This is a genomic window from Deinococcus malanensis (assembly GCF_014647655.1).
Taxonomy (GTDB): domain Bacteria; phylum Deinococcota; class Deinococci; order Deinococcales; family Deinococcaceae; genus Deinococcus; species Deinococcus malanensis.
The window spans coordinates 175,359-199,459 of record NZ_BMPP01000001.1; the positions used below are offsets into that span (position 1 = coordinate 175,359).

The 24,101-nt window shown below is 64.4% G+C and carries 21 protein-coding genes and 1 tRNA gene; 8 read left to right on the forward strand and 14 right to left on the reverse strand.

What is annotated here, in order from left to right:
* Positions 1-30: 30 nt before the first annotated feature.
* Positions 31-1,254 (forward strand): tetratricopeptide repeat protein, encoded by a 1,224-nt coding sequence (locus tag IEY49_RS00960; protein ID WP_229780565.1) that lies wholly within the window; start codon positions 31-33, stop codon positions 1,252-1,254.
* Between the two features lie 329 nt (positions 1,255-1,583).
* Here the strand turns inward: IEY49_RS00960 and IEY49_RS00965 are convergent, their stop codons facing one another.
* The 8 genes from IEY49_RS00965 to IEY49_RS01000 all read right to left on the reverse strand — a co-directional run bounded on the left by IEY49_RS00965 (position 1,584) and on the right by IEY49_RS01000 (position 9,832).
* The gene (locus IEY49_RS00965; protein ID WP_229780566.1) at positions 1,584-2,294 is read right to left on the reverse strand and encodes an ABC transporter ATP-binding protein; all 711 of its coding nucleotides are present in this window, start codon (positions 2,292-2,294) and stop codon (positions 1,584-1,586) included.
* A 2-nt stretch (positions 2,295-2,296) separates the two neighbouring features.
* Positions 2,297-3,064: an ABC transporter ATP-binding protein gene (locus tag IEY49_RS00970; RefSeq protein WP_189003664.1), complete on the reverse strand. Its 768-nt coding sequence runs from the start codon at positions 3,062-3,064 to the stop codon at positions 2,297-2,299.
* Entirely contained in the window at positions 3,061-3,990 is a 930-nt protein-coding gene (locus IEY49_RS00975) for a branched-chain amino acid ABC transporter permease (protein ID WP_189003666.1), read from the reverse strand. Before IEY49_RS00975 ends, IEY49_RS00970 begins: the two co-directional genes overlap by 4 nt.
* Before the next feature lie 51 nt (positions 3,991-4,041).
* Positions 4,042-5,016, reverse strand: a complete 975-nt coding sequence (locus IEY49_RS00980; RefSeq protein WP_189003668.1) for a branched-chain amino acid ABC transporter permease — start codon at positions 5,014-5,016, stop codon at positions 4,042-4,044.
* A gap of 95 nt (positions 5,017-5,111) precedes the next feature.
* Entirely contained in the window at positions 5,112-6,278 is a 1,167-nt protein-coding gene (locus IEY49_RS00985; protein WP_189003670.1) for an ABC transporter substrate-binding protein, read from the reverse strand.
* A gap of 153 nt (positions 6,279-6,431) precedes the next feature.
* Entirely contained in the window at positions 6,432-8,138 is a 1,707-nt protein-coding gene (locus IEY49_RS00990) for a DNA polymerase/3'-5' exonuclease PolX (RefSeq protein WP_189003672.1), read from the reverse strand.
* Positions 8,131-8,916 carry a histidinol-phosphatase HisJ gene (hisJ, locus tag IEY49_RS00995; RefSeq protein WP_189003674.1) on the reverse strand — a complete coding sequence of 262 codons (786 nt, stop codon included), beginning with the start codon at positions 8,914-8,916 and terminating at the stop codon, positions 8,131-8,133. The genes IEY49_RS00990 and hisJ overlap by 8 nt, the downstream gene beginning before the upstream one ends.
* A 10-nt stretch (positions 8,917-8,926) precedes the next feature.
* Positions 8,927-9,832, reverse strand: a complete 906-nt coding sequence (locus tag IEY49_RS01000) for an EamA family transporter (protein WP_189003676.1) — start codon at positions 9,830-9,832, stop codon at positions 8,927-8,929.
* A gap of 112 nt (positions 9,833-9,944) precedes the next feature.
* Here IEY49_RS01000 and argF point away from each other — a divergent pair, with 112 nt between their 5' ends.
* Genes argF through argC form a run of 3 tightly spaced genes read left to right on the forward strand, consistent with a single transcriptional unit; the run spans position 9,945 to position 12,468 of the window.
* On the forward strand, positions 9,945-11,000 hold the full coding sequence (gene argF / locus IEY49_RS01005) for an ornithine carbamoyltransferase (RefSeq protein WP_189003678.1): 1,056 nt from the start codon (positions 9,945-9,947) through the stop codon (positions 10,998-11,000).
* Between the two features lie 29 nt (positions 11,001-11,029).
* Positions 11,030-11,545, forward strand: coding sequence for an NUDIX hydrolase (locus tag IEY49_RS01010; protein ID WP_189003680.1), 516 nt, complete (start codon positions 11,030-11,032; stop codon positions 11,543-11,545).
* A complete protein-coding gene (argC, locus tag IEY49_RS01015; protein WP_189003682.1) occupies positions 11,542-12,468 on the forward strand; it encodes an N-acetyl-gamma-glutamyl-phosphate reductase in 927 nt (308 codons plus the stop codon). The genes IEY49_RS01010 and argC overlap by 4 nt, the downstream gene beginning before the upstream one ends.
* Before the next feature lie 49 nt (positions 12,469-12,517).
* On the opposite strand, the gene IEY49_RS01020 is transcribed toward argC, so the two are convergent.
* From IEY49_RS01020 to IEY49_RS01030, 3 genes are all read right to left on the reverse strand, one after another.
* Positions 12,518-13,297, reverse strand: a complete 780-nt coding sequence (locus IEY49_RS01020) for a segregation and condensation protein A (protein ID WP_189003684.1) — start codon at positions 13,295-13,297, stop codon at positions 12,518-12,520.
* Complete coding sequence (trpS, locus tag IEY49_RS01025; RefSeq protein ID WP_189003686.1) at positions 13,297-14,295, reverse strand: tryptophan--tRNA ligase; 999 nt, start codon at positions 14,293-14,295, stop codon at positions 13,297-13,299. The genes IEY49_RS01020 and trpS overlap by 1 nt, the downstream gene beginning before the upstream one ends.
* Positions 14,296-14,372: 77 nt before the next feature.
* The gene (locus IEY49_RS01030) at positions 14,373-16,262 is read right to left on the reverse strand and encodes a peptidylprolyl isomerase (protein WP_189003688.1); all 1,890 of its coding nucleotides are present in this window, start codon (positions 16,260-16,262) and stop codon (positions 14,373-14,375) included.
* A 40-nt stretch (positions 16,263-16,302) separates the two neighbouring features.
* Here IEY49_RS01030 and IEY49_RS01035 point away from each other — a divergent pair.
* Together IEY49_RS01035 and IEY49_RS01040 are read left to right on the forward strand one after the other, a co-directional pair.
* A tRNA-Arg gene (locus IEY49_RS01035) sits at positions 16,303-16,379 on the forward strand.
* A 181-nt stretch (positions 16,380-16,560) separates the two neighbouring features.
* A complete protein-coding gene (locus IEY49_RS01040; RefSeq protein WP_189003690.1) occupies positions 16,561-17,580 on the forward strand; it encodes an SIS domain-containing protein in 1,020 nt (339 codons plus the stop codon).
* A gap of 276 nt (positions 17,581-17,856) precedes the next feature.
* Here IEY49_RS01040 and recJ read toward each other — a convergent pair whose 3' ends face one another.
* The 3 genes from recJ to IEY49_RS01055 form a co-directional block, all read right to left on the reverse strand.
* Positions 17,857-19,923, reverse strand: coding sequence for a single-stranded-DNA-specific exonuclease RecJ (gene recJ, locus IEY49_RS01045; RefSeq protein WP_229780587.1), 2,067 nt, complete (start codon positions 19,921-19,923; stop codon positions 17,857-17,859).
* A gap of 71 nt (positions 19,924-19,994) precedes the next feature.
* Positions 19,995-20,342, reverse strand: coding sequence for a lipopolysaccharide assembly protein LapA domain-containing protein (locus IEY49_RS01050; protein ID WP_189003694.1), 348 nt, complete (start codon positions 20,340-20,342; stop codon positions 19,995-19,997).
* 76 nt (positions 20,343-20,418) lie between these two features.
* Positions 20,419-21,624 carry an S-layer homology domain-containing protein gene (locus IEY49_RS01055; protein WP_189003696.1) on the reverse strand — a complete coding sequence of 402 codons (1,206 nt, stop codon included), beginning with the start codon at positions 21,622-21,624 and terminating at the stop codon, positions 20,419-20,421.
* A gap of 580 nt (positions 21,625-22,204) precedes the next feature.
* On the opposite strand from IEY49_RS01055, the gene IEY49_RS01060 reads away from it, so the two are divergent.
* Both IEY49_RS01060 and IEY49_RS01065 read left to right on the forward strand, forming a co-directional pair.
* Entirely contained in the window at positions 22,205-23,002 is a 798-nt protein-coding gene (locus IEY49_RS01060) for an enoyl-CoA hydratase/isomerase family protein (RefSeq protein ID WP_189003698.1), read from the forward strand.
* Positions 22,995-24,071: a phosphohydrolase gene (locus tag IEY49_RS01065; protein ID WP_189003700.1), complete on the forward strand. Its 1,077-nt coding sequence runs from the start codon at positions 22,995-22,997 to the stop codon at positions 24,069-24,071. The genes IEY49_RS01060 and IEY49_RS01065 overlap by 8 nt, the downstream gene beginning before the upstream one ends.
* Positions 24,072-24,101 lie beyond the last annotated feature (30 nt).

Consider the following 24,101-nt stretch of genomic DNA (forward strand, 5'->3'; position numbering starts at 1 on the left):
GCCCCACCCCAGCCTCACGGAGGTTTCCGAGTGAATTCACGCTTTAGCACCCTCGGCCTGTTGGTTATGGCCGCTGCCCTTGGTGGCGCCACCGCGCAGACCACCCCCCCCAGCCCGACCCCGCCGACGCAGACCCAGCCGGTCCAGAGTCCTGCGACGCCAGCGCCTGCGGCCCCCGCCCAGACTGCTCCGGCTCAGCCTGCACCAGCGCCCGCTGTACGACCAGTGGCCAACTACATTGCCCTGGGGATCTTCTACTACAACCGGGGCAATTTTGATCAGGCCTACGTGGCGTTCCGGGCCGCCTCTGAGATCGATCCGGCCAACACCGAGGCGCTGCTGTTGCTGGGTCGCTCGCAGGTGCGGGTGAGGCTGTACGGGCCAGCTATTGCCACGCTGAAGGGTCTGGTCGCGCTCGATCCCCGCAATGTGCCGGCGTATATTGCCCTTTCGCAGGCGTACCAGCAGCAGTACATCGGCACCAGTGACCGCCAGACCGTAGCGGCCAACCTGACCGAGGCCCTGCGTGTGCTGACGGCCGCCGAAACGGTGGTGCAGGCGCAGGCCACCGACCGCAACCTGAACCTCAGCAAGATCTGGAACGAGCGCGGCTACGTCTACAAACTGCAGGGCGAAGTCACCCGTTCGATCGAGGCGTTCAAGCAGGCCAGCAGCCTGAACCCCGACAACAGCATCATCCTGTACAACCTGGGCGATATGTACTACGCCAGCGGCAACCTGCCCATGGCACTGGATTTCCTGCAGCAGGCTGTAATCGCCGATCCCGGCGACCCCTACAACCGGGCCTACTACGCCAAGCTGCTGGCCCTGAGCGGCAATGTGGCTACCGCCCGTGCCGAAGCTGCGCAGGCTGCACGTCTGGCTCCCACCAACGCCTACGCGGTGGGACAGTACGGCGTGGTCAGCTACCTGGCCAAGGACGCCGCCACGGCGCGCGCCCAGCTGACGCAGGCCGTGAAGCTCGACACGCTGCGTTACCCGGAGTTCTACTACTACCTGGGCCGCCTGAGCCTGGACAGTGGCGAACTGCGAGCCGCCCGGGACAACCTGACCCGCGCCGCTGCGCTGGGCAGCAACACAGCGGAATACGCCTATTACCTGGGCCTGTCCTATGAGCGCGGAGCGGTTGGTGCGGCCCCCGACCGTCTGAAGGCCCGGGCCAACTACGAGCAGGCTCTGCGTCTGGACCCCAGACACCGGGCGGCCCAGGAAGGCCTCAACCGTATTCGCTGATCGTTTCTGATCATCCCGCACAGCTGGCCCTTCTGGGGCCAGTCTGTTTTTGATGTATAGCCAGCTGCTGTAACAATCGTCATGTCGGACAGGTCTCTGTCAGATTCGATCACTTAATGTGAAGTGACTTCAGGGGCAGGCCTCATGGTGCCTCTGGGGGCCAGCAGGCGGTTGAAACCGTCCAGAGGGCTGGGGACCGGATCGCGGACTCCCCTCACAGAGGCCGGGCGCCCGGACTGGGTGTGCCCATCAGCGCAGTGACATGTGGACCGGGCGGCTCTGTGAGGGGAGTCCGCCCGGTCCGCCTGCAAGGTTGTGGCAGAGGTGGCCTATCCACCAAGGTACGCGTGAAGCACGCGTTCATCATTGACCAGTTGCGCGCTCTCGCCGGTGAAGGTCATCTGCCCGGCTTCCAGCACGTACGTGCGGTTGGAACTGTTCATGGCCAGCTTGGCATTCTGCTCGACCAGCAGAATGGTCGTACCCTGCTCGTTGAGCTCACGGATAATCGAGAAGATCTCCCGCACGATAATGGGCGCCAGCCCCAGACTGGGTTCGTCCAGCAGCAGCAGCCGTGGGCGGCTCATCATGGCGCGCGCAATGGCCAGCATCTGCTGTTCTCCTCCCGAAAGCGTGCCGGCCAGCTGGTGGCGGCGTTCGCCCAGACGCGGAAAACGCTCATACATCCGGCCGATATCGCTCTTCACCTCTGATTGCTCCCGTCGGGTATAGGCCCCCAGTTCCAGGTTGTCCTGCACGCTTTGACGTGCGAGCACCTGACGGCCCTCAGGACTCTGGGCAATCCCGATTTTGACTGCCTCATCGGCCGGAATGCGCGTGATGTCCCGGCCCGCAAACGTAATCCGGCCGGAGACGGGCCGCATCATGCGTGAGACGGCCCGCAGCGTGGTGGTCTTGCCGGCTCCATTGGCGCCGATCAGCGTCACGACCTCGCCTTCGTCCACATGGAGGCTGATTCCCCGCACCGCCTGGATGGCTCCGTAGTTCACGCTGAGCTGTTCAATTTCCAGCAGGGCCACGTTTACTCGCCTCCCAGGTACGCTTCAATCACTTTGGGGTCGCGCTGCACGCTGACGGGGTCCCCGATGGCAATCAGTTCTCCGAAGTTCAGCACGGCCACGCGGTCGCACAGGCCCATTACCAGCGGCACATGGTGTTCAATCACCAGCACGGTCAGGTCAAACTGATCACGGACCTCGCGGATAAATGCCGTGAGCGTCCCCTTCTCGGCGGTGTTCATTCCGGCTGCCGGTTCGTCAAGCAGCAGCACCCGCGGTTCGGTGGCCAGAGCGCGGGCAATTTCCAGGCGGCGCTGGTCTCCGTAACTGAAGTTCCCCGCGCTTTCGCCGGCCCGGTCGCTCAGCCCCACCAGGTCCAGCAGCTCCCAGGCGCGACGTTCAACCTGCTGCTCCTCGGCGCGGGCCCGGCCAAAGACGCCCTGCCAGATGCCGGCGTGGGTGCGGGCATGCTGGGCAATTTTTACGTTTTCCAGCGCAGTCAGGCCCCGGAACAGCCGGATGTTCTGGAAGGTGCGGCTCAGGCCAGCCTGGGCGACCCGGTGCGGCGCGAGGCCGGTCACGGTCTGGCCGCGGTAGGTCAGCGTGCCGGTGCTGGGGGGCGTAAGGCCAGTCATGAGGTTAAAAAGGGTGGTCTTGCCTGCGCCGTTGGGACCGATCAGACCGAAGATCTCTCCCTCGGTCACATCGAAGCTGACGTTGTTGACCGCCACCAGACCGCCGAAGCGCCGGGTCATGTTGCGGGCCTCAAGCACCACGTTGCGGGCGCTCATGGGTGCACCTCAGCGGGGGGCAGCGCGGCCGGGCGCTCAGGAGGCCGGGGACGGCGCAGGCGTTCTAATGCACCCACGATGCCCTGGGGAAGGTACAGACTGGCCACCACCAGCACCAGCCCATTGATGATCAGGCGCCAGTCCGCCAGGAAGCGCAGCACTTCCGGCACGGCGGTCAGCAGCGCTCCACCGACCACCGGACCCCAGATGTTGCGTGATCCTCCGATCAGCACGAAGGCCAGAATGGCGATCGAGGCGTCGAACGTGCCCTGTTTGGCATTCCAGGTGTTCAGGAACGGCGCACTCATGGCCCCCACGATGCCGGCCAGCACCGCACCGATGACGAAAGCCAGCACCTTGTAGCGGGTCGGCGGTACGCCCATGGCGTCGGCAGCCAGTTCGTCCTCGCGAATGGCGCGCAGGGCGCGGCCCACCCGCGACCGCTCCAGCTGGTAGGCAAATAGCAGCGTCAGGACCAGCAGCGGTCCGAACAGAAACACGTACTGCCAGCGGTCCTGGAACCCGAAGGCCTGCGGAATTCCGAAGATACCAATGGCGCCGCCGGTGATCTGCAGGTTCAGTGACAGCACACGGAGAATCTCGACGAAGGCGATGGTCGCCAGCGCCAGATAGATGCCCCTCAGCCGCAGCGCCGGCACCCCGACCACCAGACCCAAAACTCCGGACAGCAGTGCGGCCATCACCCAGGTCAGGGGAAAGACGCCGTGTCCCAGCGCGTCGCGTACGCCCGAAAACGCCGGATGGGTCAGCATGATGGCGGCCACATATCCGCCCAGGGCGTAGAATCCAGGGCTGGCCAGACTGAGCTGACCGGCTTGCAGCGGGAAGTACAGGCTCAGGCCCAGCAGGCCAGCCTGCAGCAGCGTGACAATCAGAAAGCCGTAGGTGGAGACAAAGTCGTTCATTTCACCTCTGGAAATAGTGCCGGATCAAAGGGGCGCACAGGCCGACCGGAATCAGACCTTCTGAATCACGGGCTTGCCCAGCAGGCCCTGGGGGCGCACCAGCAGAATCACGAACAGCAGCGCGAAAGCCACCGCATCCTTGTAGGCACTGTAATCGGCCGGCACGAACGCCTCGGCCAGACCGATGACCAGGCCTCCCAGCACCGCACCGGGAATGCTGCCCAGACCGCCCAGCACGATCACCGCCAGGCCCTTGAGCCCGTAGGTCACCCCGAAGTATGGTCCGGCCACGCCGAAGGCTGTGCCCACCAGCGTTCCCGCCAGACCGCCCAGGAATCCCGACAGGAAGAAGGTGATCAGGATAAAGCGGTCCACGCTGATGCCCAGCAGGCTGGCAGTGCCCGGGTTTTCGGCCACGGCACGCAGCGCCTTGCCGATCTTGGTGCGGCCAATGACGTAGCCCAGGATCGTCAGCATGACCAGGCTCACCAGGAAGATGATGATCTGCACGGTGCGGATCACCACCGTCTTGTCCCCGATCTGGAAGGCCAGTGCGGGCCTGACCTCCCCGTAGGCGTTGGAGGGGAAGTTGTAGATCTCGGCGCCGACCAGCAGCTGGATCAGGTTCACGATGACCAGCGCCACCCCCAGGCTGCTGACCAGTGCCAGCAGCGGGTCGGCACCCCGCGAGCGCATGGGCCGGAAGGCCAGCCGCTCGATCAGCACGGCCACCAGCCCGGCCAGCACCGCGCCGATCAGGGTCGCCAGTGCAAAAGTAAATGGATTGCCGGACAGGGGAGACCCGTCCGGAAACAGGTTGATGCCCTTGAGCAGACCGTTGTTCTCGAACTGGCCCACCACCAGGGTGTACGTGAAGTAAGCGCCCAGCGTGAATACCGCCCCGTGCGCAAAGTTGATGATGCCCAGAATCGAGAACACCAGGGTGTATCCCAGCGCGAAAATGGCGTACACGCTCCCGATCGCCAGGCCGTTCATGATGTTCTGAACGAGTTGACTGAATTCCATGCAACCTCCGGCCATAGGCCTCGCCTGAGGCCTGTATTCAAAGCGAGGCCGCCAGCTTCATGCGCGAAGGCTGGCGGCCCACCCTGGTCACCGCTTTACTTCAGGTACACGAACGAGCCGGTCTTGGCGTCTTTCATGCGGATCTGCGCGACATAGAATTCGCGCTGGTTGAGCTCGCCTTCCTTATCGAAGCTGATCGGCCCGAGCGGCGTGTTGTACTTGCCGACCAGGATCTGCTTGTTCAGCGCCACGCGCAGGTCGTCCAGGTCCCAGGTGCTGAGCTTCTTCTTGCGGTCAATCACCTTGAGGGCCTCGACCATCACCTGCACGCCGGCATAGGCCTGGGCAGCAAACTGGGGCGGGTCTTTCTTGTACTGGGCGCGGTAGTCCTTGACAAATACCTGGTTGGCCGCGCTCGGCTGGGCCGGGCTGTAGGCCTGCGCGATAATGACGCCGTCACACAGCCTCTGGCAGACCGGGAACATGTTGCTGGTGTTCAGGCCGTTGCCGCCGATGATCAGGCCCTTGTAGCCCAGCTGGCGCAGCTGCTTGACCAGGTTGCCGCCGTCGGCCGCCAGACCGGAGATGATCACCAGATCCACGTCGGCGTTCAGCACAGCCGTGACCTGGGTGGTGAAGTCAGTGTCGGTGGTCTGGAATTTCTGCACGGTGGCCAGGGTCAGTCCCTGGGCCTTGGCCGTTTCCTGGAAGGTGCCGGTTTCCGAGACCGAGAAGGCGTCGTTCTGGGCGTACAGCACCGCCGCCTTCTTGATCTTGGGATCAAGCTTCAGCGCCTGTCTCACGGCGTTGGGAGCCACCACGGCCACCGGCGCCGAGACGCGCGCGATGAAGTCTCCGATCTGCGGAATGCCCTTGGCCGTGTTGCTGGGCCCCAGGACCGGTACCTTGGCGCGCTCGGCGATGGGATCGGCGGCGAAGGCCTGCTGCGAGAGCGTCGGCCCCACAATGCCCACCACGCGCTCCTTGTTGATCAGGTTTTGGAAGGCGTTGATGGCGCTGTTCTCGTCGCCTGCCGCGTCCTGGAACACCAGCTTGAAAGGCGTGCCGTTGATGCCGCCACGTGCGTTCAGGTATTTCTCCGCGAAGCGGGCGCCGATCACCTGTTCCTGGCCCAGCAGGGCGGTGTTGCTGGTCTGTGCCACGGCCACGCCGATCTTGACGGGCGTTTCGACCTTCTGCGCGCCCCCCGACGCCACCAGCGCCGCTGTGATAAGTGCCCCGACATAACCCATTGGTTTCATGAATGCCTCCACACGGACCGCGAACGGCCGCTCAGATGAACTGTTAAGTGTCGTTCACTATGGGCGTGGCCCGCAGGGAAGTCAACAGAAATCTGAGGGCCTGACTCCAGCCTGTCTGGGGCGGTGTTGCCTGGGATACGCCGGGGCAGCCTGTCAGGGTGCCATGCGGCTTTCCCGTTGCCGCTGCACAAAAGCCAGAAACTCCGTCCTGCTCAGGTTATTTACCACCTCCGCCGGAGTCAGCCCGGCTTTGCGTGCCACCACCACCCCATAGCGGGTGTCCGCCAGACCGGCGGGCACGTGGGCATCCGTGTTGATGGCAAAGGTCAGGCGCCCGCGCCAGCGCAGAACGTCACGCCAGTCCAGGTCCAGGCGGTAGGCGTTGGCGTTGATCTCTACCACGGTGCCGGCCGCTTCGCAGGCTCCCAGCACCGCGTCCAGATCCATCGCATATCCGGGACGGCGCAGCAGCAGTCGCCCGGTGGGATGCCCCAGGATGGTGACCAGCGGATGCGAGGCCGCGCGGATCAATCGCTCGGTCTGCCGCGCCGCGTCCAGCGTGAAGTAACTGTGCACGCTGGCCACCACGTAGTCCAGTTCAGCCAGCACATCGTCCGGGTAGTCCAATGAGCCGTCCTCCAGGATGTCCACCTCGGCGCCGGCAACCAGGGGCAGACCGGCTGCCTGCAACTCGCGGACCTCGCGCAACTGGGCACGCAGGCGCTCGATGCTGAGCCCGTTGGCATAGTGCGCGGCGCGTGAATGGTCCCCGGTGCCCAGGAAGTCGTGGCCCAGACGCAGTGCCTCCTCGGCCATATGGGCGACCGTCGCCGCGCCATCCGACCACACCGAGTGGGTGTGTAGCATGCCCCGCAGGTCAGCTGCTGTCACCAGTTCGCCTGGCCCCGGCAGGGCTTCCCACAAGCCGTCGTGCTCCGGCTCTCTGTACTCGGCCGGGCGACAGGGAAGGTCCAGTTTTCGCAGAGCGTCCGCCTCCGTCGGGGTGGGAAGCAGAGTGCTTCCCCGGTGCAGGCCTTGCGTGCTCAGGTCCAGACCACGCGTCCGGGCCCGGGCCCGCAGTTCATCACGGTAGGGCTGGGGGCTGTCCATCAGCAGGTTCAGGGCGCCGCGCGCCTCGGCGGGCGCATACGCCACCTGCAACGGGACGCCGTCGATGCGCCCGGACAGGATGGGCTGGTCCGCATCCGCCTGCAGGTCCTCGACCAGACCTGCCAGACGGCCGTCCAGATCGCTGGCTGTCGCGGTCACGGTCACCAGGGCAGTCCCGGCGGTCTCCAGACCCCGGCGGGCCTCGCCCGAGACGCGTGGGTCCAGGCCTTCGAGCTGCGCCGTCAGCATCTCGGAGACATCCAGCGCAGTGCTGAGGTACTGGCGTTCCTGAGCTGACAGTGCGAACTCCACCGCGTCCAGGATGGTCGCCGCGCTCTTGGCTCCGAAGCCCTTGATGGCCGCCACCCGGCCGTCGCGGCAGGCCTCGCGCAGGGTTTCGAGCGAATCGATGCCGGTGTCCCACAGCGTGCGGATCTTCTTGGGCCCCAGCCCCCGTACGCGGAACATCCCCAGCACGCCGGGCGGGACCTGACTGGCAGCCTCCTCCAGCGGCGCGAAGGCCCCGGACGCCGCGTAGGCCTGCAATTCGGACGCAATGGTCCGGCCCACCTTGGGCACTCCCGCGAAACCAGAGTCCAATAGCGCACCTACCTCAGCCTCAATGGCTTCCAGGCTGCGCGCGGCGCTGCGGTAGGCCTGTGCCCGGAAGGCTTCCTGGTGCAGTAGATCCAGCAGGTCGGCGGTGGTTTTCAGGACGCCCACCAGCGCTTTGCGGGTCACCTCAGCCATGGCGCACCCGGGCAAGGTAGGTGACGGTGCGGCCTCCCACGTCATGAATCTGTTTCACGGCGTCTGCAAAGCGGTGCCCCACCTCGTCGGGGCGGTGGGCGTCGCTGCCCAGCACGAAAGGAATGCCCCGGGCCGCCGCCGCCCGGGTCAGGTCCGGCGCGGGGTAGGCCTCTGCCACCGGCTTGCGCCACCCGGCCGTGTTGAAATCCAGGCTCAGGCCGCGTTCGGCGATCACGTCCAGCGCGTGCAGCGCGGCGTGTCCATCGGTATCCAGGTGTCCGAATTTTTTGGGCAGATCCAGGTGCCCGATCGCGTCGAACAGTTCCGTGCGGGCAGCATCCTCGACCAGGGCGTAATAGTCGCCGTAGAGCTGGGTGAGGTCACGCGCCTCGTATTCGGCGACAAACTCGGGGTTGTCAAACCCCCAGGCGCCCAGGTAATGCACGCTGCCGATCACGTAGTCCCAGTCGTGCGCCCGGAGGACACCTTCCACGAAGCGCTCGGTGCCGGGGTGAAAGTCGGCTTCCAGGCCCAGGCGCACATCCAGCTCGCCGGCAAAATCGGCCTGCACCTGCCGGACTTCCTCAACGTACCTTTCCAACTGGCCCAGGCGCATGCGCCACGGCGCGTCATACCACGCGGGCATGGGCATGTGGTCGGTAAAGCACACACCCGTCAGTCCTGCGTCCACCGCAGCCTTGGCGTATTCCCGTGGCGTGCCCGTCGCGTGGCCGCACAGGGGCGTATGCATGTGCGAATCGAACAGGGTAGAGGTCATGCCTCCCAGGCTACCCCTGAGGCCCAGTCAGCGGCGCGCGGGTAAAGAATCGCGCGCCGAAGACGTGCAGCAACAGGCCCACCAGCACCAGCAGGGCGCCGGCAACCTTGCCCGGTGGAAACGCCTCCTGCAGCACCAGTGCGCTGGCCAGCATGCCAAAGACCGGCACCAGCAGCGACAGCGGCGCCACCCGCGAGGCCCCGTGGCGCTGAATCAGCGCGGCCCAGATACCAAAGCCCAGCACGGTGTTTCCCAGTCCCATGAACAGGATCGCGCCCCAGAACATGGCTCCTCCGTTGGCGAGGGCCTGGGCCAGCGTGTCCCATCCGCTGGTCAGTCCTGCCAGCAGTGCCAGTGGAATGGGCGGAATCAGACTGCTCCAGATCACGAGCGAGAACACGTTGGCCTGTCCTGAGGCCCGCACCAGCAGGTTGCTGGCGGACCAGCCCAGGGCAGCTGTCAGTGTCAGCAGTAGCGGAAAGGGTGGCACATCTCCACCGGCCACGGCGCCAATCACCGCCATCCCGAGAAAGGCCAGTGTCATGCCGGCGGCCTGCCAGGGCGCGATCTTCTCTCCCAGCACTCGCGCGGCCATCAGCGCCGTGAAAAATGCCTGGGTCTGCATCAGCAGACTTCCCATGCCGGCGCTCATGCCCAGCGAAATGGCCAGGTAAAGCAGTCCGAACTGCACCACGCCCACGGCCAGCCCGTAGCCCCACAGAATGCGTGCCGGCACCGCCGGGCGTGGCACGAAAAATACGGCGGGGAGCGCCGCCACCAGAAAACGCAGCGCGGCCACCAGCAGCGGTGGAGCGTCATCCACCGACCAGCGGATCACCACAAAGTTGACCCCCCAGATAAAGGTGATCAGGAGGGCCAGCCCCAGGCTTCGCAGGGTCATGGGCGCGGCAGTCATCGGGCGGAGTGTACTGCGGCCCGGGTCACACTTCCCGCAGAATGCGCATCACTGCTGGACACTGCACCAGATTGATGCATACTTACACGCCAATCGTGTATACTTCCCCTCTATGACGAAAGTCGCCCGCTCTACCAAAACCGAAAAAAAGCCCGCCAGAAACACAAAAAAAGTCGCACAGGGCAGCCAGCGGGCAGAGAATAAAAACACACTTCTGACTGCTGCCGATCTGCCGCGTCCGGTGCTGGCAGGCCGAGACTTTCTGAGCAACCTCGACATGTCGGTGGCCGAGCTCCGGGTAGTGATGGACACGGCCCATTCCATGAAACGCGGCGAATGGCGGGAGGTCAAGCCGCTCGCGGGCCTCAGTCTGGCGCTGGTATTCGAAAAGGCCAGCCTGCGCACGCGAACCACCTTCGACGTCGGCATGTACCAACTGGGCGGCCACGCTATTACCCTGTCCAACACCGAGATCGGCCTGGGCACCCGCGAGCGTGTCAGTGACGTGGCGCGCAACCTGGAGCGCTGGGTGGACGGCGTGATGGGCCGCGTCTACCTGCAGCAGACGCTGCACGAACTGGCCGACCACGCCAGCATTCCGGTGATCAACGGGCTGTCGGACATGCTTCACCCGGCCCAGCTGCTGGCCGACTACCAGACCATCGAGGAAGAATTCGGCACGGACCTGCGGGGCCGCCGGGTGGTGTACATCGGGGACGGCAACAACCTGGCCAACAGCCACATCCACATGGGCATCCTGACCGGCACCGAAGTAACAATCGTCACGCCGGTGGGCTACGAACCGAATGCCGGCGTGCTGATGGACGCCGTACGTGCAGGTGTAAACGTGACCCTGACCAACGATCTTGCAGCCATCGAGGGGGCCGACGTGCTGTACACCGACGTGTGGATCAGCATGGGTATGGAGGCCGAGGCTGACATCCGTCGCCGGGCCTTCCGCGGGTATCAGGTCACCCCAGCCATGCTGGATACCATTGCTCCGGACGGCATCTTCCTGCACTGCCTGCCTGCGCACTACGGCGAGGAGACCGTGCCGGAAGCCACCGAGCACCCCAAGAGCCGGGTCTTCGATCAGGCCGAGAACCGGCTGCATGCCCAGAAGGCCCTGATGTACCACCTGATGGGTAACCTCAAACCCCGGTGGTGAGTGCTGCCCCGCATGGGACAATCGGAGCCATGACCGCGGGCGTGGAGTGGTTGGACCGGGTAAACGAGCACGACGAGGTGATCGGCCGCGTCACCCGAGACGAGGCGTGGGAAAAAGGGTGGGTGGTGAGGGGTATCAATGCCTTTCTGGTCAATAGCTGTGGGCAGCTATGGATTCCCCGCCGTACCCTTCACAAGCGTATGTTTCCCGGCTGCCTGGACATGAGCGTGGGTGGCCATGTGGACAGTGGCGAGGACTACCTGACGGCTTTCCGCAGAGAGAGCCGCGAGGAACTGAATCTGGACCTCGATACCGTGCCCTGGCGAGAAATCGCCGCGTTCTCACCCTTCGAGACGCCGCTCAGTGGCTTCATGCGCGTGTACGAAATCCGCACCGACAGGGCTCCTGACTTCAACCCGGACGACTTCAGCGAGGCATGGTGGCTGACGCCCCGCGAGTTGCTGGGGCGGATCGAGGCTGGAGACCCGGCCAAGGGTGACCTGGCCGAGCTGGTGCGCCTGTGTTACGGAGACCAACTGACATGACCAAACCCCGCGTATTTATCGACGGCGAGGCCGGCACCACCGGCCTGCAGATCCGCGCCCGGCTCTCCGGGCGTACCGACCTCGAACTGCTGAGCATCGATCCGGCCCGCCGCAAGGACCCGCAGGCGCGCGCTGAACTGCTGAACGCGGCCGACGTCAGCATTCTGTGTCTTCACGACGATGCGGCGCGCGAAGCGGTGGTCCTGACCACCAATCCTGCTGCCCGGCTGCTCGACGCCAGCACAGCGCACCGCGTCCACCCCGAATGGGTCTTCGGATTTCCCGAACTGGAGGCACGGCAACCAGACCGGATCCGGGCCGCACGGTACGTTGCCAATCCCGGCTGCTATTCCACCGGCGCCATCGCACTGCTTGCCCCGCTGACCACGGCGGGTCTGCTGCCGGCTGACTTCCGCGTGAGTATTCAGGGCTACAGCGGCTACACCGGAGGCGGGCGGGCCCTGGTGGACGCCCACGAGAAGGGAGAAGCTCACCCCATGCGCGGACCGTTCCTGAGCTACGCGCTGGGGCTGGGCCACAAGCACATCCCGGAAACCATGCGTTACGGAGGGCTGAGCCGCACCCCCATCTTCACGCCGAACGTCGGCGCCTGGGCTCAGGGCATGACGGTCACCATTCCGCTGCATCTGGGCGATCTGGGTGTGTCCGCCCAGACATTTCATGGGGCTCTGGCCGCTCACTACGCCGGACAGAAGTACGTGCGTGTAGCCTCCATGGACGCCAATCCGGAGATTCTCGATCCCCAGACGCTGAACGGCACCAATGATCTGGAGCTGTTCGTGTATGCCAGTCAGGATGGCGAACGCGCCCTGCTGGTGGCCCGGCTGGACAACCTGGGGAAAGGTGCAGGTGGCGCGGCCGTGCAGAACCTCAATCTGATGCTGGGTCTGCCTGACACCTGAACCTGCGGATAGCTGCAAAGGGGGCGGACTCGTGCTGCCCTCTTTGCAGTTACTCCTCCGCCAGCCGGGCCACCACCTGAATGTCCCCGTAGCATTCATCCTGCTGCACGCTGAAGGTGCCTTCCTTGACCCCTTCCAGCAGGGCCGCAAAGTAGGTGGTCTGCTCGCCCCAGTCCTGCGCCGGAATCCCCCGGAAGGTGAAAGTGCGCAGCCGCTCACCGAAGGCCTTCAGGGCCCCCAGTGCGTCCGCCAGGGTCAGGCGGTCACGGGCCAGCAGTGGCACCTCAACCTGCCGGACCGCATTCTGGGCCGCTTTGACCAGTCTGGCCAGGCTGCCCTGTGGGTTGCGTTTGCGCTCACGGCGAGGCAGGTTCAGTGGGGCGGGCCGGGCGGGCATGATGCCCTCGCGCTCCCGCCGCCTTACCGCCAGGAAGCCCACCAGGGCGTCGAGCTGCGCCAGTGCCTCCACTCCCTGCAGCAGGTCGTCCAAGGGGTCGTCGGGCGCGTCTTCGAAAGGGTCGTTGTCCGGGTCCGGCTCTGGCTGTGGCAGCAGCAGGCGGGCTTTCAGCGCTATCACGTTCGCCAGGGTCGGCAGCAGGTCCGGATGGGTTTCGGCGAACGAGGCCGGATTCTGCCCGGTGACCTCCTGAACCCAGGCCAGCACCTCACGCGTCAGCCGCAGCAACGGCACCTCGGAAGGGATGAGGCGGCCCATGCGCAGCGCACTGGCAAGCTCACTCAGGCTGCCCTCGAAGGCGTCCAGGCGCACGGTAAATCCGGAGCCTGAAGTGACGGGGACCGGCGGAGGCGCCGTCAGGAGCAGGTGCATCAGAGTTTCAGGAAGCCGACCTTCGTGCGCACCTCTTCCATAATGGGTGCGGCGATGGCCCGCGCCTCACGCGCTCCCTGGGCCAGCGCGTCACGCACGTAATCCGGATCGCCGCGCAGTTCCTGGGCCCGCTCCTGAATGGGCGTCAGGTGCCCGGTCATGCTCTGCAGCAGCAGCTTCTTGCAGTCAACGCAGCCGATCCCGGCCGTGCGGCAGCCCTGATACACCAGGTCAATGGTGGGCAGGTCGGAAAACAGCTTGTGGTAGTCGCCAATCAGGCACTTGTCGGGGTCACCAGGATCGGTGCGTCGCACACGTGCCGGGTCCGTCGGCGCGACCCGCAGCTTCTGCCAGATGCTGTCCAGCGGCTCCAGCAGGCCGATGGTGCTGCTCTCGCCCTTGCTTTTGCCCATCTTGCCGTTGCCGTCCACACCCGGAATGCGCAGGGCCTGGCGGTTGTATTCCGCCTTGGGCTCGGGGAAGGTCTCGCCGAACGCATGGTTAAACTTCCTGGCGATCTCGCGGGTCAGTTCGATGTGCTGGGTCTGGTCCTCGCCCACCGGCACAGTGTCGGCCTTGTACAGCAGGATGTCGGCGGCCATCAGCACCGGGTACATCAGCAGTCCGGCCGGGATGCTCTCAAGCTTCTCGGTCTTGTCCTTGTACTGGGTCATGCGCTCGAGGTCACCCACTGGCGTGATGTTGGTAAAGATCCAGCTGAGTTCCTGGTGCTCCGGCACGTGTGACTGCACGAAAAACGTCACTTGCTGCGGGTCGAGGCCCACGGCAAAATTGGCCAGCGCCATCTCGAAGGTCCGCTGGGAGAGCAGTTCACGGTCAAAGGACGTAGGGCTGGTCAGGGCGTGCAGGTCCACCACGCAGTAGATGCTGTTCTTGCCGTACAGGTTGCCCAGCTTGACATAGTTCTGCATGGCCCCGAAGTAGTTGCCGATGTGGGGCTCGCCGGTCGGCTGGATTCCTGAAAACACGCGTGGCATAACCCCAGGATTCTAGCGGCCCGGACCCACACAAAAGCGGTCTCCGGTAAGGGAGACCGCCTGGGGAATGCAGGTGCTTACTTCTCGGCTGGAGGCGCCTCGCTGTCCGACCCTGTTGCCGGGGTTGTTCCGGGCGTCCCGGTTCCGGGAGCGCTGCTGTCGGTCTTGGGAGCTGCCTTGGGGGCGGCGGCAGCCACACGCTTCTCCTGGGCCGCCAGGACCTCCTTGAGCTTGTCAGTCGGGTTCAGGTTCGCCACCTGCTTGGCCAGGAATTCCTGACCAGCAGCATTGCGCTTGGTGGCCAGCACCTGGGATTCGATCTGGTCACGCACGGCGCTCAGCGGCTGGGTGGCGGCCGGCTTCAGGTCCGTCACGTACGCCACGCTGTAGCGCTCGCCGACCTTGATCACGTCACTCAGGCTGCCTTCCCCGGCGCTCTTCAGGTTGCGGGCGCTGAACACGGCGGCATTGAGCTCCTGACCCAGCTTGCCGTCACCAGCGGTCACGCTGCCGCGCTCGCTGACGGTGCCTCCCTGCTTGCTGGCCGCCGAGGCAAAGCTGCCCTGACCATTCCAGCTGTTGCGAAAAACCAGTGCCTTGCTGCGGTCCTTGAAGCTGGCCTCGTCCACCGTGGCAGTGGCCGGGCTCTCGAACTGGGCCCGGTTCTGGGCATAGAAGGCCTGCACGTCGGCGTCTGTGACCTTGACGTTCCGCGAGCCGTAGGCTGCGATGGCCGCTGCCTTCTCCTGGCGCGTGCCGGTGACGGGCAGCTTCAGGGAGCGGGCAATCTGAGGTGCCGCGTAGCTGGAAATCAGCTGCTGGGTCACCTGGGGCTTGAGCATGCCGTTGACCAGCTGCGCCGCCTGATCCCCGGGGACCTGCTGCAGCAGCTGCCCGAACTGTTCATTGCCCACAACCTGTCCGATCACGTCAGAGTGGCGGACGTTCTGACCGCCGACAGTCGCCACGGTGGGGTTGACGGTGCGCCAGTTGGGGTCCTTGACCTCGATCTTGACGCCTTTCTCCAGGCCCTCCACCCACTCCTCCAGGGCCGCGTTCTTCTTCTGCTCGTTGACGGCCGTGACGGCGTCCGCCTTGGCCTCAGCAAAGGGCTTGGTGGCCGGCGCGAGATACTGCTCGACCTTGACGATGTAGAACTTGTCGCCGCTGGCCACCACGTCCGTTACGCCACCCTTGGTCAGGGCAAAGGCCGCGGCTCCCACCTCGGCGGGCAGGGCCACCTGCGCCACGGGGCGCGGCTTGCCGTTCTCGATAGGGCCCAGCGAGCCGCCACGGTCAGCGAACTCGGTGCTGTTGGCCTTGGCCACGGCAGCAAAGTCGGCGCCGCCACGGATCTGGGCGAGCAGTTCCTTGGCCTTGGCTTCCTTGGCCACCACAATCTGCCGGCCCACGATGCGGGCCTCACTCTGGAATTTCTCGGGGTTGAGGTCGTAATGCAGCTTGGCTTCAGCCTCGGTGGCGGCCGGCACCGCCTTGCGCAGTTCCTCGATCTTGCGGTTGACCGCCAGCTGCTCACGCAACTGCGCGCGGTAGGTGGCGTCGGTCAGGCCCACGCCCTGAAGCGCGTCGGTCCAGGCTTTGTTGTCGGTGAGGTTGTTGGCCTCGCGGATCTTCTTGACTTCGGCGCTGACATCGTCGCGGCTGACCTTGATATCGCTGGCCGCCTGGGCCACCAGGACCTGCCGGACCTTCTGGGTCACGGTAAAGGTTTTGAAGTCGTCGCCCAGGATACCGGTGTCGGTGCTGGACAGAACCGGGTTGCTGCGGCGCACGGCGTCGAGCTCCTCGGCAGTGACGGTCCGGCCGTTCACGACCAGGGCAGGGGTGCCCTTGTTCTGTGAACTGAACAGCGATCCCAGCGACGGGGTGAACTGGTAGGCCATGCCTACCACGAGCAGTAATGCCAGAACGATCAACAGACCGTTCACGACCTTCTTTTTCTTCACTTGATCTCCTTGGGGCGAAGTGCTAGGTTACCGGAGCTTTGCACTCGTAGCTCAGGTGGATAGAGCGTTGGCCTCCGGAGCCAAAGGCCACTGGTTCGAGTCCAGTCGAGTGCACCACACCACACGCCACCCCACGGGGTGGCGTTTTGTTGTCCCGCGCATGGGGGGGTTGTCCGGAAGCGCACGCGCAGAAGTCTAGCATGTCAGGTTAAAGCAGCGTGAAGCAAAAATGACCACTGGGCCGCAATTCCCCTGTTGTCCGGGCCCGGGTTTGCAGCCGGGGCGTTACCCTGGGCGCATGAGCACTTCGTCGCCCCTGCTGTCCCTGCTGCTGGCTCTGCCCGGCAGCTACGCCGGCCCCACCCGCCCGGAAGAGGCCCCCCACGCTGTAGTCGGGGTAGGCGAGGGCACACTGGCCGCCCACCTGACCCAGGGTTTTGCGCCGCAGGTCCTGGCGCGCAGTGGTACCCAGCTGGTGCTGAGTAGCCCTGACGCCCAGGCCGCGGCCACCGATTACGGCGACTTGGCCGAGGTGGCCGGCGCGAGCACACGCCGCGTCAGCACCGGGGGGGCGCCAGGCGAAATTGACGTGCTGGTGCCTGGCGGCCCGCTCTCCACCTACCATTTCGCCCAGTATGTCGCGCACGCCACCGGCCACGGGGATCAGGCGCAGGCGGCCGACAGCCTGATGACCGATCTTGCCGCCCGCTGCGCGCCCCATATTGAAGAGGGCAACCCCGCCCGTGACCTTGCCTGGAGTCTGTGGGGGCGTATGCCGCTGCTGCTCGCGGCGCCGGATGCCGATGCGCTGCCGCATGCCTGGCAGGCCCTGCTGGCCCGCGTGGGCAAAACCCTGGCGATTCCGGTTCTGGGTGACCCTCTGCCGGTGGTCAGCAGTGCCTTCGAAGCGCAGCATGAGAAGGGCGACGCCAAGGTCGCGGTGCTCCTGGGTGATCCCGACCCCGCCCTGCTCCTGACACGTGAAATCCTGGAAACCCGCGTCGATGAAGTGATTCATGTGGCTTACCTGGAAGGAGCCGCCAGCAGCTATGCCGCTCAACTGGCCTTGTGGTACTTCGGGGCGTGGGTCGCCGCCTACCTGGCAGAGCGCTACAACACTGACCCCGCAGACCCGGCGGTCCTGGGGCTGGCACAGGCGGTTCTGAGCGGCGAGGACAGTGACCGGCTGAACTTCAACGCGGGCCGGGATGACCTGCGCCGCACCGACGTGGTCGGTGGCTGGCAGGATGACGGGGAAGACGCGGAGCTTGAAGAAGTTTTCGATGCCAGCGATGACGATGACCTTGATGACCGCTGAAAGGCAGGCTGGCAAGCTGGGCTCTGTCTGAAAACCTGCAGCAGAACGGTGTCGGGATACGACCAGGAAAGACGCTGCCTGCAGAAGAGCCTGCTGGCAGGTCTGAGAACTCTCACGGGCAAATATGCACCGGCACTGGCTGTGCAACCGAAGAGCGTTCGTAACCGTCATTCACGCCCATGAGCTGTGATTCGTCTCTGGTGACAGTGTAGTTTTCTGCTGGTGTCGCCATTCCTGAAGATTGGTTCTGGGTCCGGTGGTGTCGTAAGAGTGTGCTCAGGCAGACACAGTTTCCGGCTGTACTGAGTTTTCAACACCCAATAACGCTGCTTCGGGGACCGGCAGGCCCAGCATGGCATACACACTGGCAGTCCAGCCGGCATCATCGAGCGTGCGGTGGTGGTGGGCCCATTGCCAGTTGCGGTAGGCGTCGGCAGCCCACTGCATCTGAGCAGAGTCCGTGCCCGTCAGAGGGGTCACCTGAGGGGGAGACAGATGGTGGCGGGTCAGGCTGCCCTCCAGTTCGGCCAGGGTCTTGGGTCCGAAGGCAAAGGCCACCCTGCCTGCGTCCAACCAGCGCCGCAGGTCCGCCTCAGACGGCAGGGCATACAGAATCAGCTCGCCACCAGGGTGGGCCTCGCCCGGCTGAACCAGGGTCAGCCCAGGCACGTTGTCGCGCAGATAGGCCGCAACCGCGCCGTCTGCAAAAGCACTGGCCCCAGCACGCAGATGCTCCATTGCCGCCTTAGGGTTCAGGCGTGCCAGATGCGGTCCTGGAATGTCCGCTCCTTCCAGTTGCAGGGCCTGAGGCGAGCGCAGAGCCTGCCCGTGATATTCCAGCCGTGTCTGACCTCGCCACTCGCTGGCCGTCAGGTGCGTGGCCAGGTCACGCTCGCCGGAAGTGGCGTCCCGTTCTCCGTACTTGATCCCCCGCAATGGCCCCACCTTGAACTGCAGGCTGTCGCCCCGTTTGCCCACCAGCCGGGTTTCGGCCAGGACGTCTCGGACATGCCACAGAGGGGGAGTGTGACCCTGGCCGAACGGCTCGAAGGCCGCTGCTTCGGTCAGCAGGTCCAGCGTCGCGCCCAGCGTCGGCAGGGGGGCGTCCAGCCGGACCTGTGGGCGGGGCACCGGAAACTGCCGGGCGAAGGTATGAATCCGGTTCTGAAAGGCGTCGACGTGCTCTTCATGGATTGAGAACCCCGCCGCGCCAGGGTGTCCCCCAAACCGTTTGAGCAGATCCGCACTGTAGCGCAGGCCCTCCACCGCGCTGATTCCAGGCGTGCTGCGCACGGAGCCCTTGCCCTGGGCAATGATGAACACTGGTTTGTGATACGTCTCGAGCAGTTTGCTGGCCACGATGCCCATCACCCCGGCGTGCCACTCCGGGTGCGTGACGACCAGGGCCGGATGCGACGGGTCCGCGATGGCCAGGGCCTGGTCGAACATCACATCCTGCAGCTTGCGGCGTTCCAGATTCCGGATTTCCAGGTATTCCGCCAGGCGCCGCGCGTCATGGGTGCTGCCGGTCGTCAGCAGGTCCAGTGCCACATCGGCCTCTCCCATTCGTCCCGCCGCGTTGATTCGGGGCGCCAGGATAAACGCCACATCACGGGCAGTCGGGCGCGCGACACGTCCAGCATCCAGCAACGCGCGTAAGCCCGGCTGGTCCGTGCTGGCCATCGCCTGCAGTCCAGCGCGGACCAGCGCCCTGTTCTCGCCAATCAGAGGGGCAACGTCTGCCACCGTTCCCAGGGTCGCCAGGGCGCTCAGTTCCTGTGGAGCGGGAAGCTCAAGCACCTGATGAATGGCCCACAACAGGTGATAGGCCACGCCGGCGCCCGTCAGATTGTGCAGATCCGGCTGGTAATTATCCGTGAGGTGCGGGTGGACCACCAGAGCAGTGGGAAAGTCCGGGCCGGGTGCATGGTGGTCCGTGACCATCACGTCCACGCCCCTTGCCACGAGCTCCCGCACCTCCTCCAGGTTCGTCACACCGCAGTCCACGGTGACCAGCACATCGCAGGAGGCAGCGTGTTCTTCGATCTTGTCGGGGTGCAGTCCATACCCTTCGTTCAGACGGTGCGGAATAAAGCCATGAACGTCTGCCCCCAGCGCCCTCAGTCCCAGAACCAGAACCGCTGTCGCGGTGACTCCATCCGCGTCATAGTCGCCGTGGATCCGGATGCGTTTGCATGCCTTGATCGCCTGAACCAGGCGCCCGGCAGCCTCGCGCAGGGCTGGGTTGGGCGTCAGGACAAGTGGGGGGTCCAGCAGTGCAGGCGTCAGACCACGCCCGTAGAGCACCTGCGCCAGCGGGGGAGAAACGCCCCAGGTGCGCATGGTCTCCAGCAGTGCCTCACGACTGGCCGGTCGGGCAAGCAGCCACTGTGTCTTTGTAAGATCACCGCGACTCACGGACTTCCCTCCTGATTCTGGCGAAGCAGTGCAGGTGGAGCACCCACAGCCCCCAGCCGGGCCTGCAGGGTGTCGGCCAGGCGCCGTTCAAGCTCCTGGCGCAGTCGCCTTTCGTGCTGGCGGCGCTGGCGTTCGCGCCACCAGATGGGCAGGACCAGAAATGCGGTATACACCCCGCCCAGCAGCAGAAAGCCCCCGACTGCAATTCCCAGGCTGAGGGACAGCTCGGCACGGCCTCCCGGGAGGGGCAAGCGGACCAGGGCTGGATTTTCCAACGACACCAACAGGACGTAGGCCGTCAGGCCCAGCAGCAGCAGTACCTGAATAAAGGATAGGAGCCGCATCAAGTCAGTCTACGCCTTCGCCCGCAGCAAAAAACGAAGAAAGGCCCCATCAAGGGGCCCTCCAGTACGACAGGGTTTAGAAGAAGAACTTCAGGCCGACCTTGCCAGCGACATTGAAGCCGTTACGGGCGGTGTTCGCCAGACCGGTGCCGGTGCCGTTGTTGGTCATGTAGTAGCGGCCATTGCCTTCCACATAAGCAGCGATGCTGTCAGTGATGTTGAAGTCCACACCAGCCAGCACGTTCACGTAGGTATCGGTGGCGTTACCAGCAAAGCCGGTAACGGTGCCGTTGGCGTTTCGGGTACGGCCAGTGCTGCTGCTGAGACCCAGACCAGCGCCCACGTAAGGAGTGATGGCACTGCCGGTTTCCAGGTGGTAAGTGGCGGTGACATCGGCATTGAACCCGTTCTTGCCAGGAGCGTATTCGGCCGCAACGCGCGCGCCTACGGGACCCAGGATGTTCTTGCTGCCGATCATGGCGCCGGCCGCTACGCAGTAGCTGGTGGTCCGGCCAGAAGAGGCATTCCCCTGGTAGCAGGGAATGTCAGTGCTGGTACCTGCAGCGCCCACGCTGATACCAGCGTACAGATTGCTGCGAACAGGCTCGTTGACTACGGGCTCACCGATGACCACAGTGGTCGTCTGGGCAGGTGCGGGAGGGGGCGTTACCACGGTGGCGCTGGTGCCGGCGGGGCCAGCAGGACCGGCGGGGCCAGCAGGACCAGCGGGGCCAGCAGGACCAGCAGGACCAGCGGGGCCAGCAGGAATGTTGCGGATAGCAGCTTCCAGCGCGTCGATGCGGGCGTTCAGGGCGGCGACATCAGCTCCACCGGTGCCCATGGCGTTGATGCGTTCTTCCAGGGCCGTAATACGGGCCTGCTGCTCAGCGTTCAGACGCTCGAGGTCGGTTACGCGGTTGGCAATGGCAGCCAGTTCAGTGCTGACTTCTGCCATGCCGCGGGCAACGACGGTCATGTCGGTCTGGCTCAGCCCACAGTTGCTGAGCGTGCCGGTCTGCAGCAGACGGTAGAAGATCAGGGCAGCCTGATAACGGGTCAGGTTTTCGTTGCCGCGGAAAGTGCCATCCGGGAAGCCCTGGATCAGGCCACACTGCACAATACGGTCAACAGCGTCTTTCGCCCAGTGCCCGGCGGGCACGTCATTGAGGGTCACCTGGGTCGCAGTGGCGGCCGTGGTCGTGGTGGTGGTCGTGGTGGTCTGTGCGCCAGCGGCGCCGATAATCAGAGCGACGGTGGATGCGAACATCATGGACTTGCGCATGGTTTCTCCTTTGAAGCGGCACGGGTGGTTTGTAACTGCCTTCCCGTTTTCCTACAGCCAACGTAGGCAGGCTCAGTGAGGGTCTTGTGAATTGTGATGCCAAGACATATTTATTTTTGGATGAGGATTCGCAATCCTGCTTGAAAGAACCTCTAAATGGATATCTTATGAGAAAGACCGCTTTTGGATGTGGGGATTTGGTGCTGTCAGGAAAGTATCTTTCAGCGTAATTATGTGAAACACCAGGAAGGGTTTATGTTTCTTCCTCATGAGTGAGAACTCATGAATATGATCTTCGGACTTGCCGCAGTTGAGCATCAGGTTCGGGCTTCCCGGGTTTCCTGGCACACTCTCATCATCAGTCCATCTGAGATGAGGCATTTGGCAGCGTGGTGATTGATGGACTAGCGACCTCCTGACTGTGTGTTCTGGTCTCATCTCAGGCAGAGGATGTGACTCGCCTTGCGCTACGCGCACTGCGAAGCCCTCCTACACCGGACAGCCGTCAATGACAGGCCTAAGCGCTGTTTGCGTATGCTTCCAGATATGGGACGCGAAAAAGACGTGTCAGGATGAGGCCATGACATATCTCGATGAACATGAATTCGAAACCATCCAGATTGACCAGCACGGTCCGCTGGCGGTCCTGTCGGTCAACCGGCCCAAAGCGCTCAACGCCCTGAGTGCACAGACATTCGGTGAAATCAGCGAAGCCATCGACCTGATTATGGACAATGCCGAAATCGGTGCGCTGATCGTCACTGGTGCCGGAGACAAGGCATTCGTTGCTGGGGCTGACATAACGGAACTCGCCGCTCTGGACGGTGTCTACGCCGGCCGTGAAGCCTCACTGGCGGGTCAGGACGTGATGCATCAGCTGAGCAGCCTACCCATTCCGGTCATTGCCGCGATCAATGGGTACGCACTTGGTGGCGGGCTCGAACTTGCATTGGCCTGTGACATCCGCGTCGCGTCGGCTGGAGCACGCCTGGGCCTGCCTGAAGTGACGCTGGGGCTGTTGCCAGGTTACGGCGGCACGCAGCGGCTCTCTCGCCTGATCGGGGTCGGCCGGGCACTGGACCTGATGCTGACTGCGCGTCAGGTGGGCGCTGAGGAGGCATTGCAACTGGGTCTGGTGAATTACGTGGCGGACAATGCCCTGAGCAAAGCCCGCGAAATTGCCGAGACCATGCTGCGCCACGGACCCATCGCCCTGTCTCTGGTCAAGGAAGCTGTGCGCCGGGGCATGGACGCCTCGCTGGAAGGCGGGCTGGAAGTCGAGGCAGATCTGTTTGGTATGGCCATGTCCACGCAGGATTTCAAGGAGGGGACCGCCGCCTTCCTGGGCAAGCGCCGCCCGGAGTTCAAGGGTGAGTGACGAAGAGCGCATACCGCTCGAAGGTGGGCAGAAGTTCCGCCTCAGCGTCGAGGACGGAAATGTCAGCGACGTCGGACTCCAGGCTGATGCGGCAGCTCCGGAGCCCGAGGGCGCACAGCGCGTGGTGGAGTACGCCACACCACGCGCCAAGCTGATTGAGGAAGCGAGTCAGGCCATTCGCACCGATCTCAGGGCATATCCGCGCGCGATGGCGGCTTTCGCCGCCCTGCACAATGATCCTGAGGCGCTGGCCCACTGGGACATGGCCAACTACATCACCATGCGCAAGCTGGGCTACAACGACCACGGCCGCGTTCATGCCTTCATCACCGGCGCGGCCAGTCTGGCCATTACGGAATTGCTGCTTGAGGGAGGCGTTAAACCTGATCTGATGGATTCAGGGATTGGCGACGCCGATGACGTTCATCTGGTCGTCATCCTGGGCACCATGCTGCACGACATCGGGAATCAGGTTCACCGGGTGGCCCACGAGGAGCATGGGGTCCGGCTGGCCCTTCCGATCATCGACCGGATCATGGCGCCGCTCTATCCGGATCCTTTCAAGCGCACCAAAGTGCGCTCGTTCATTCTGAGCTGTATCAACTGCCACGACCTGAACCCGGTGCCTCTGACCATCGAGGGCGGCATCACGGCGGTGGCTGACGGCACGGACATCACCAAGGGTCGTGGACGTAAGGCCTTCTCGCTGGGCAGCGTCGATATTCACAGCATCAGCGCTCTGGCTGTCGATGAGGTCGTGATCGAGCGTGGGCAGAGCAAGCCAGTGCTGATCAACGTGACCATGAACAACTCAGGTGGGATTTTTCAGGTGGAGGAGATCCTGGCGCCGAAAGTCATCCGCACGCCCCTGCGCCGGTTTGTCGAACTGCGGGCCAGCATGCGCGAAGCGGGCGAAGAGCAGATTCTGTCTCGGGTACGCCTGGAAGGGGACGCCTTTGTGATGGATCTGGATGGGGGCGGACAGGTGGCTGTGGAGGTCAAGGACAGCCAGAAACAGAGTCAGGAAGCCATTATTGAAAACCTGGGTATCGGGAACGACAGCCGCTGAGTGGAGGGCCGGCAGGTGTGCCCGGATGGC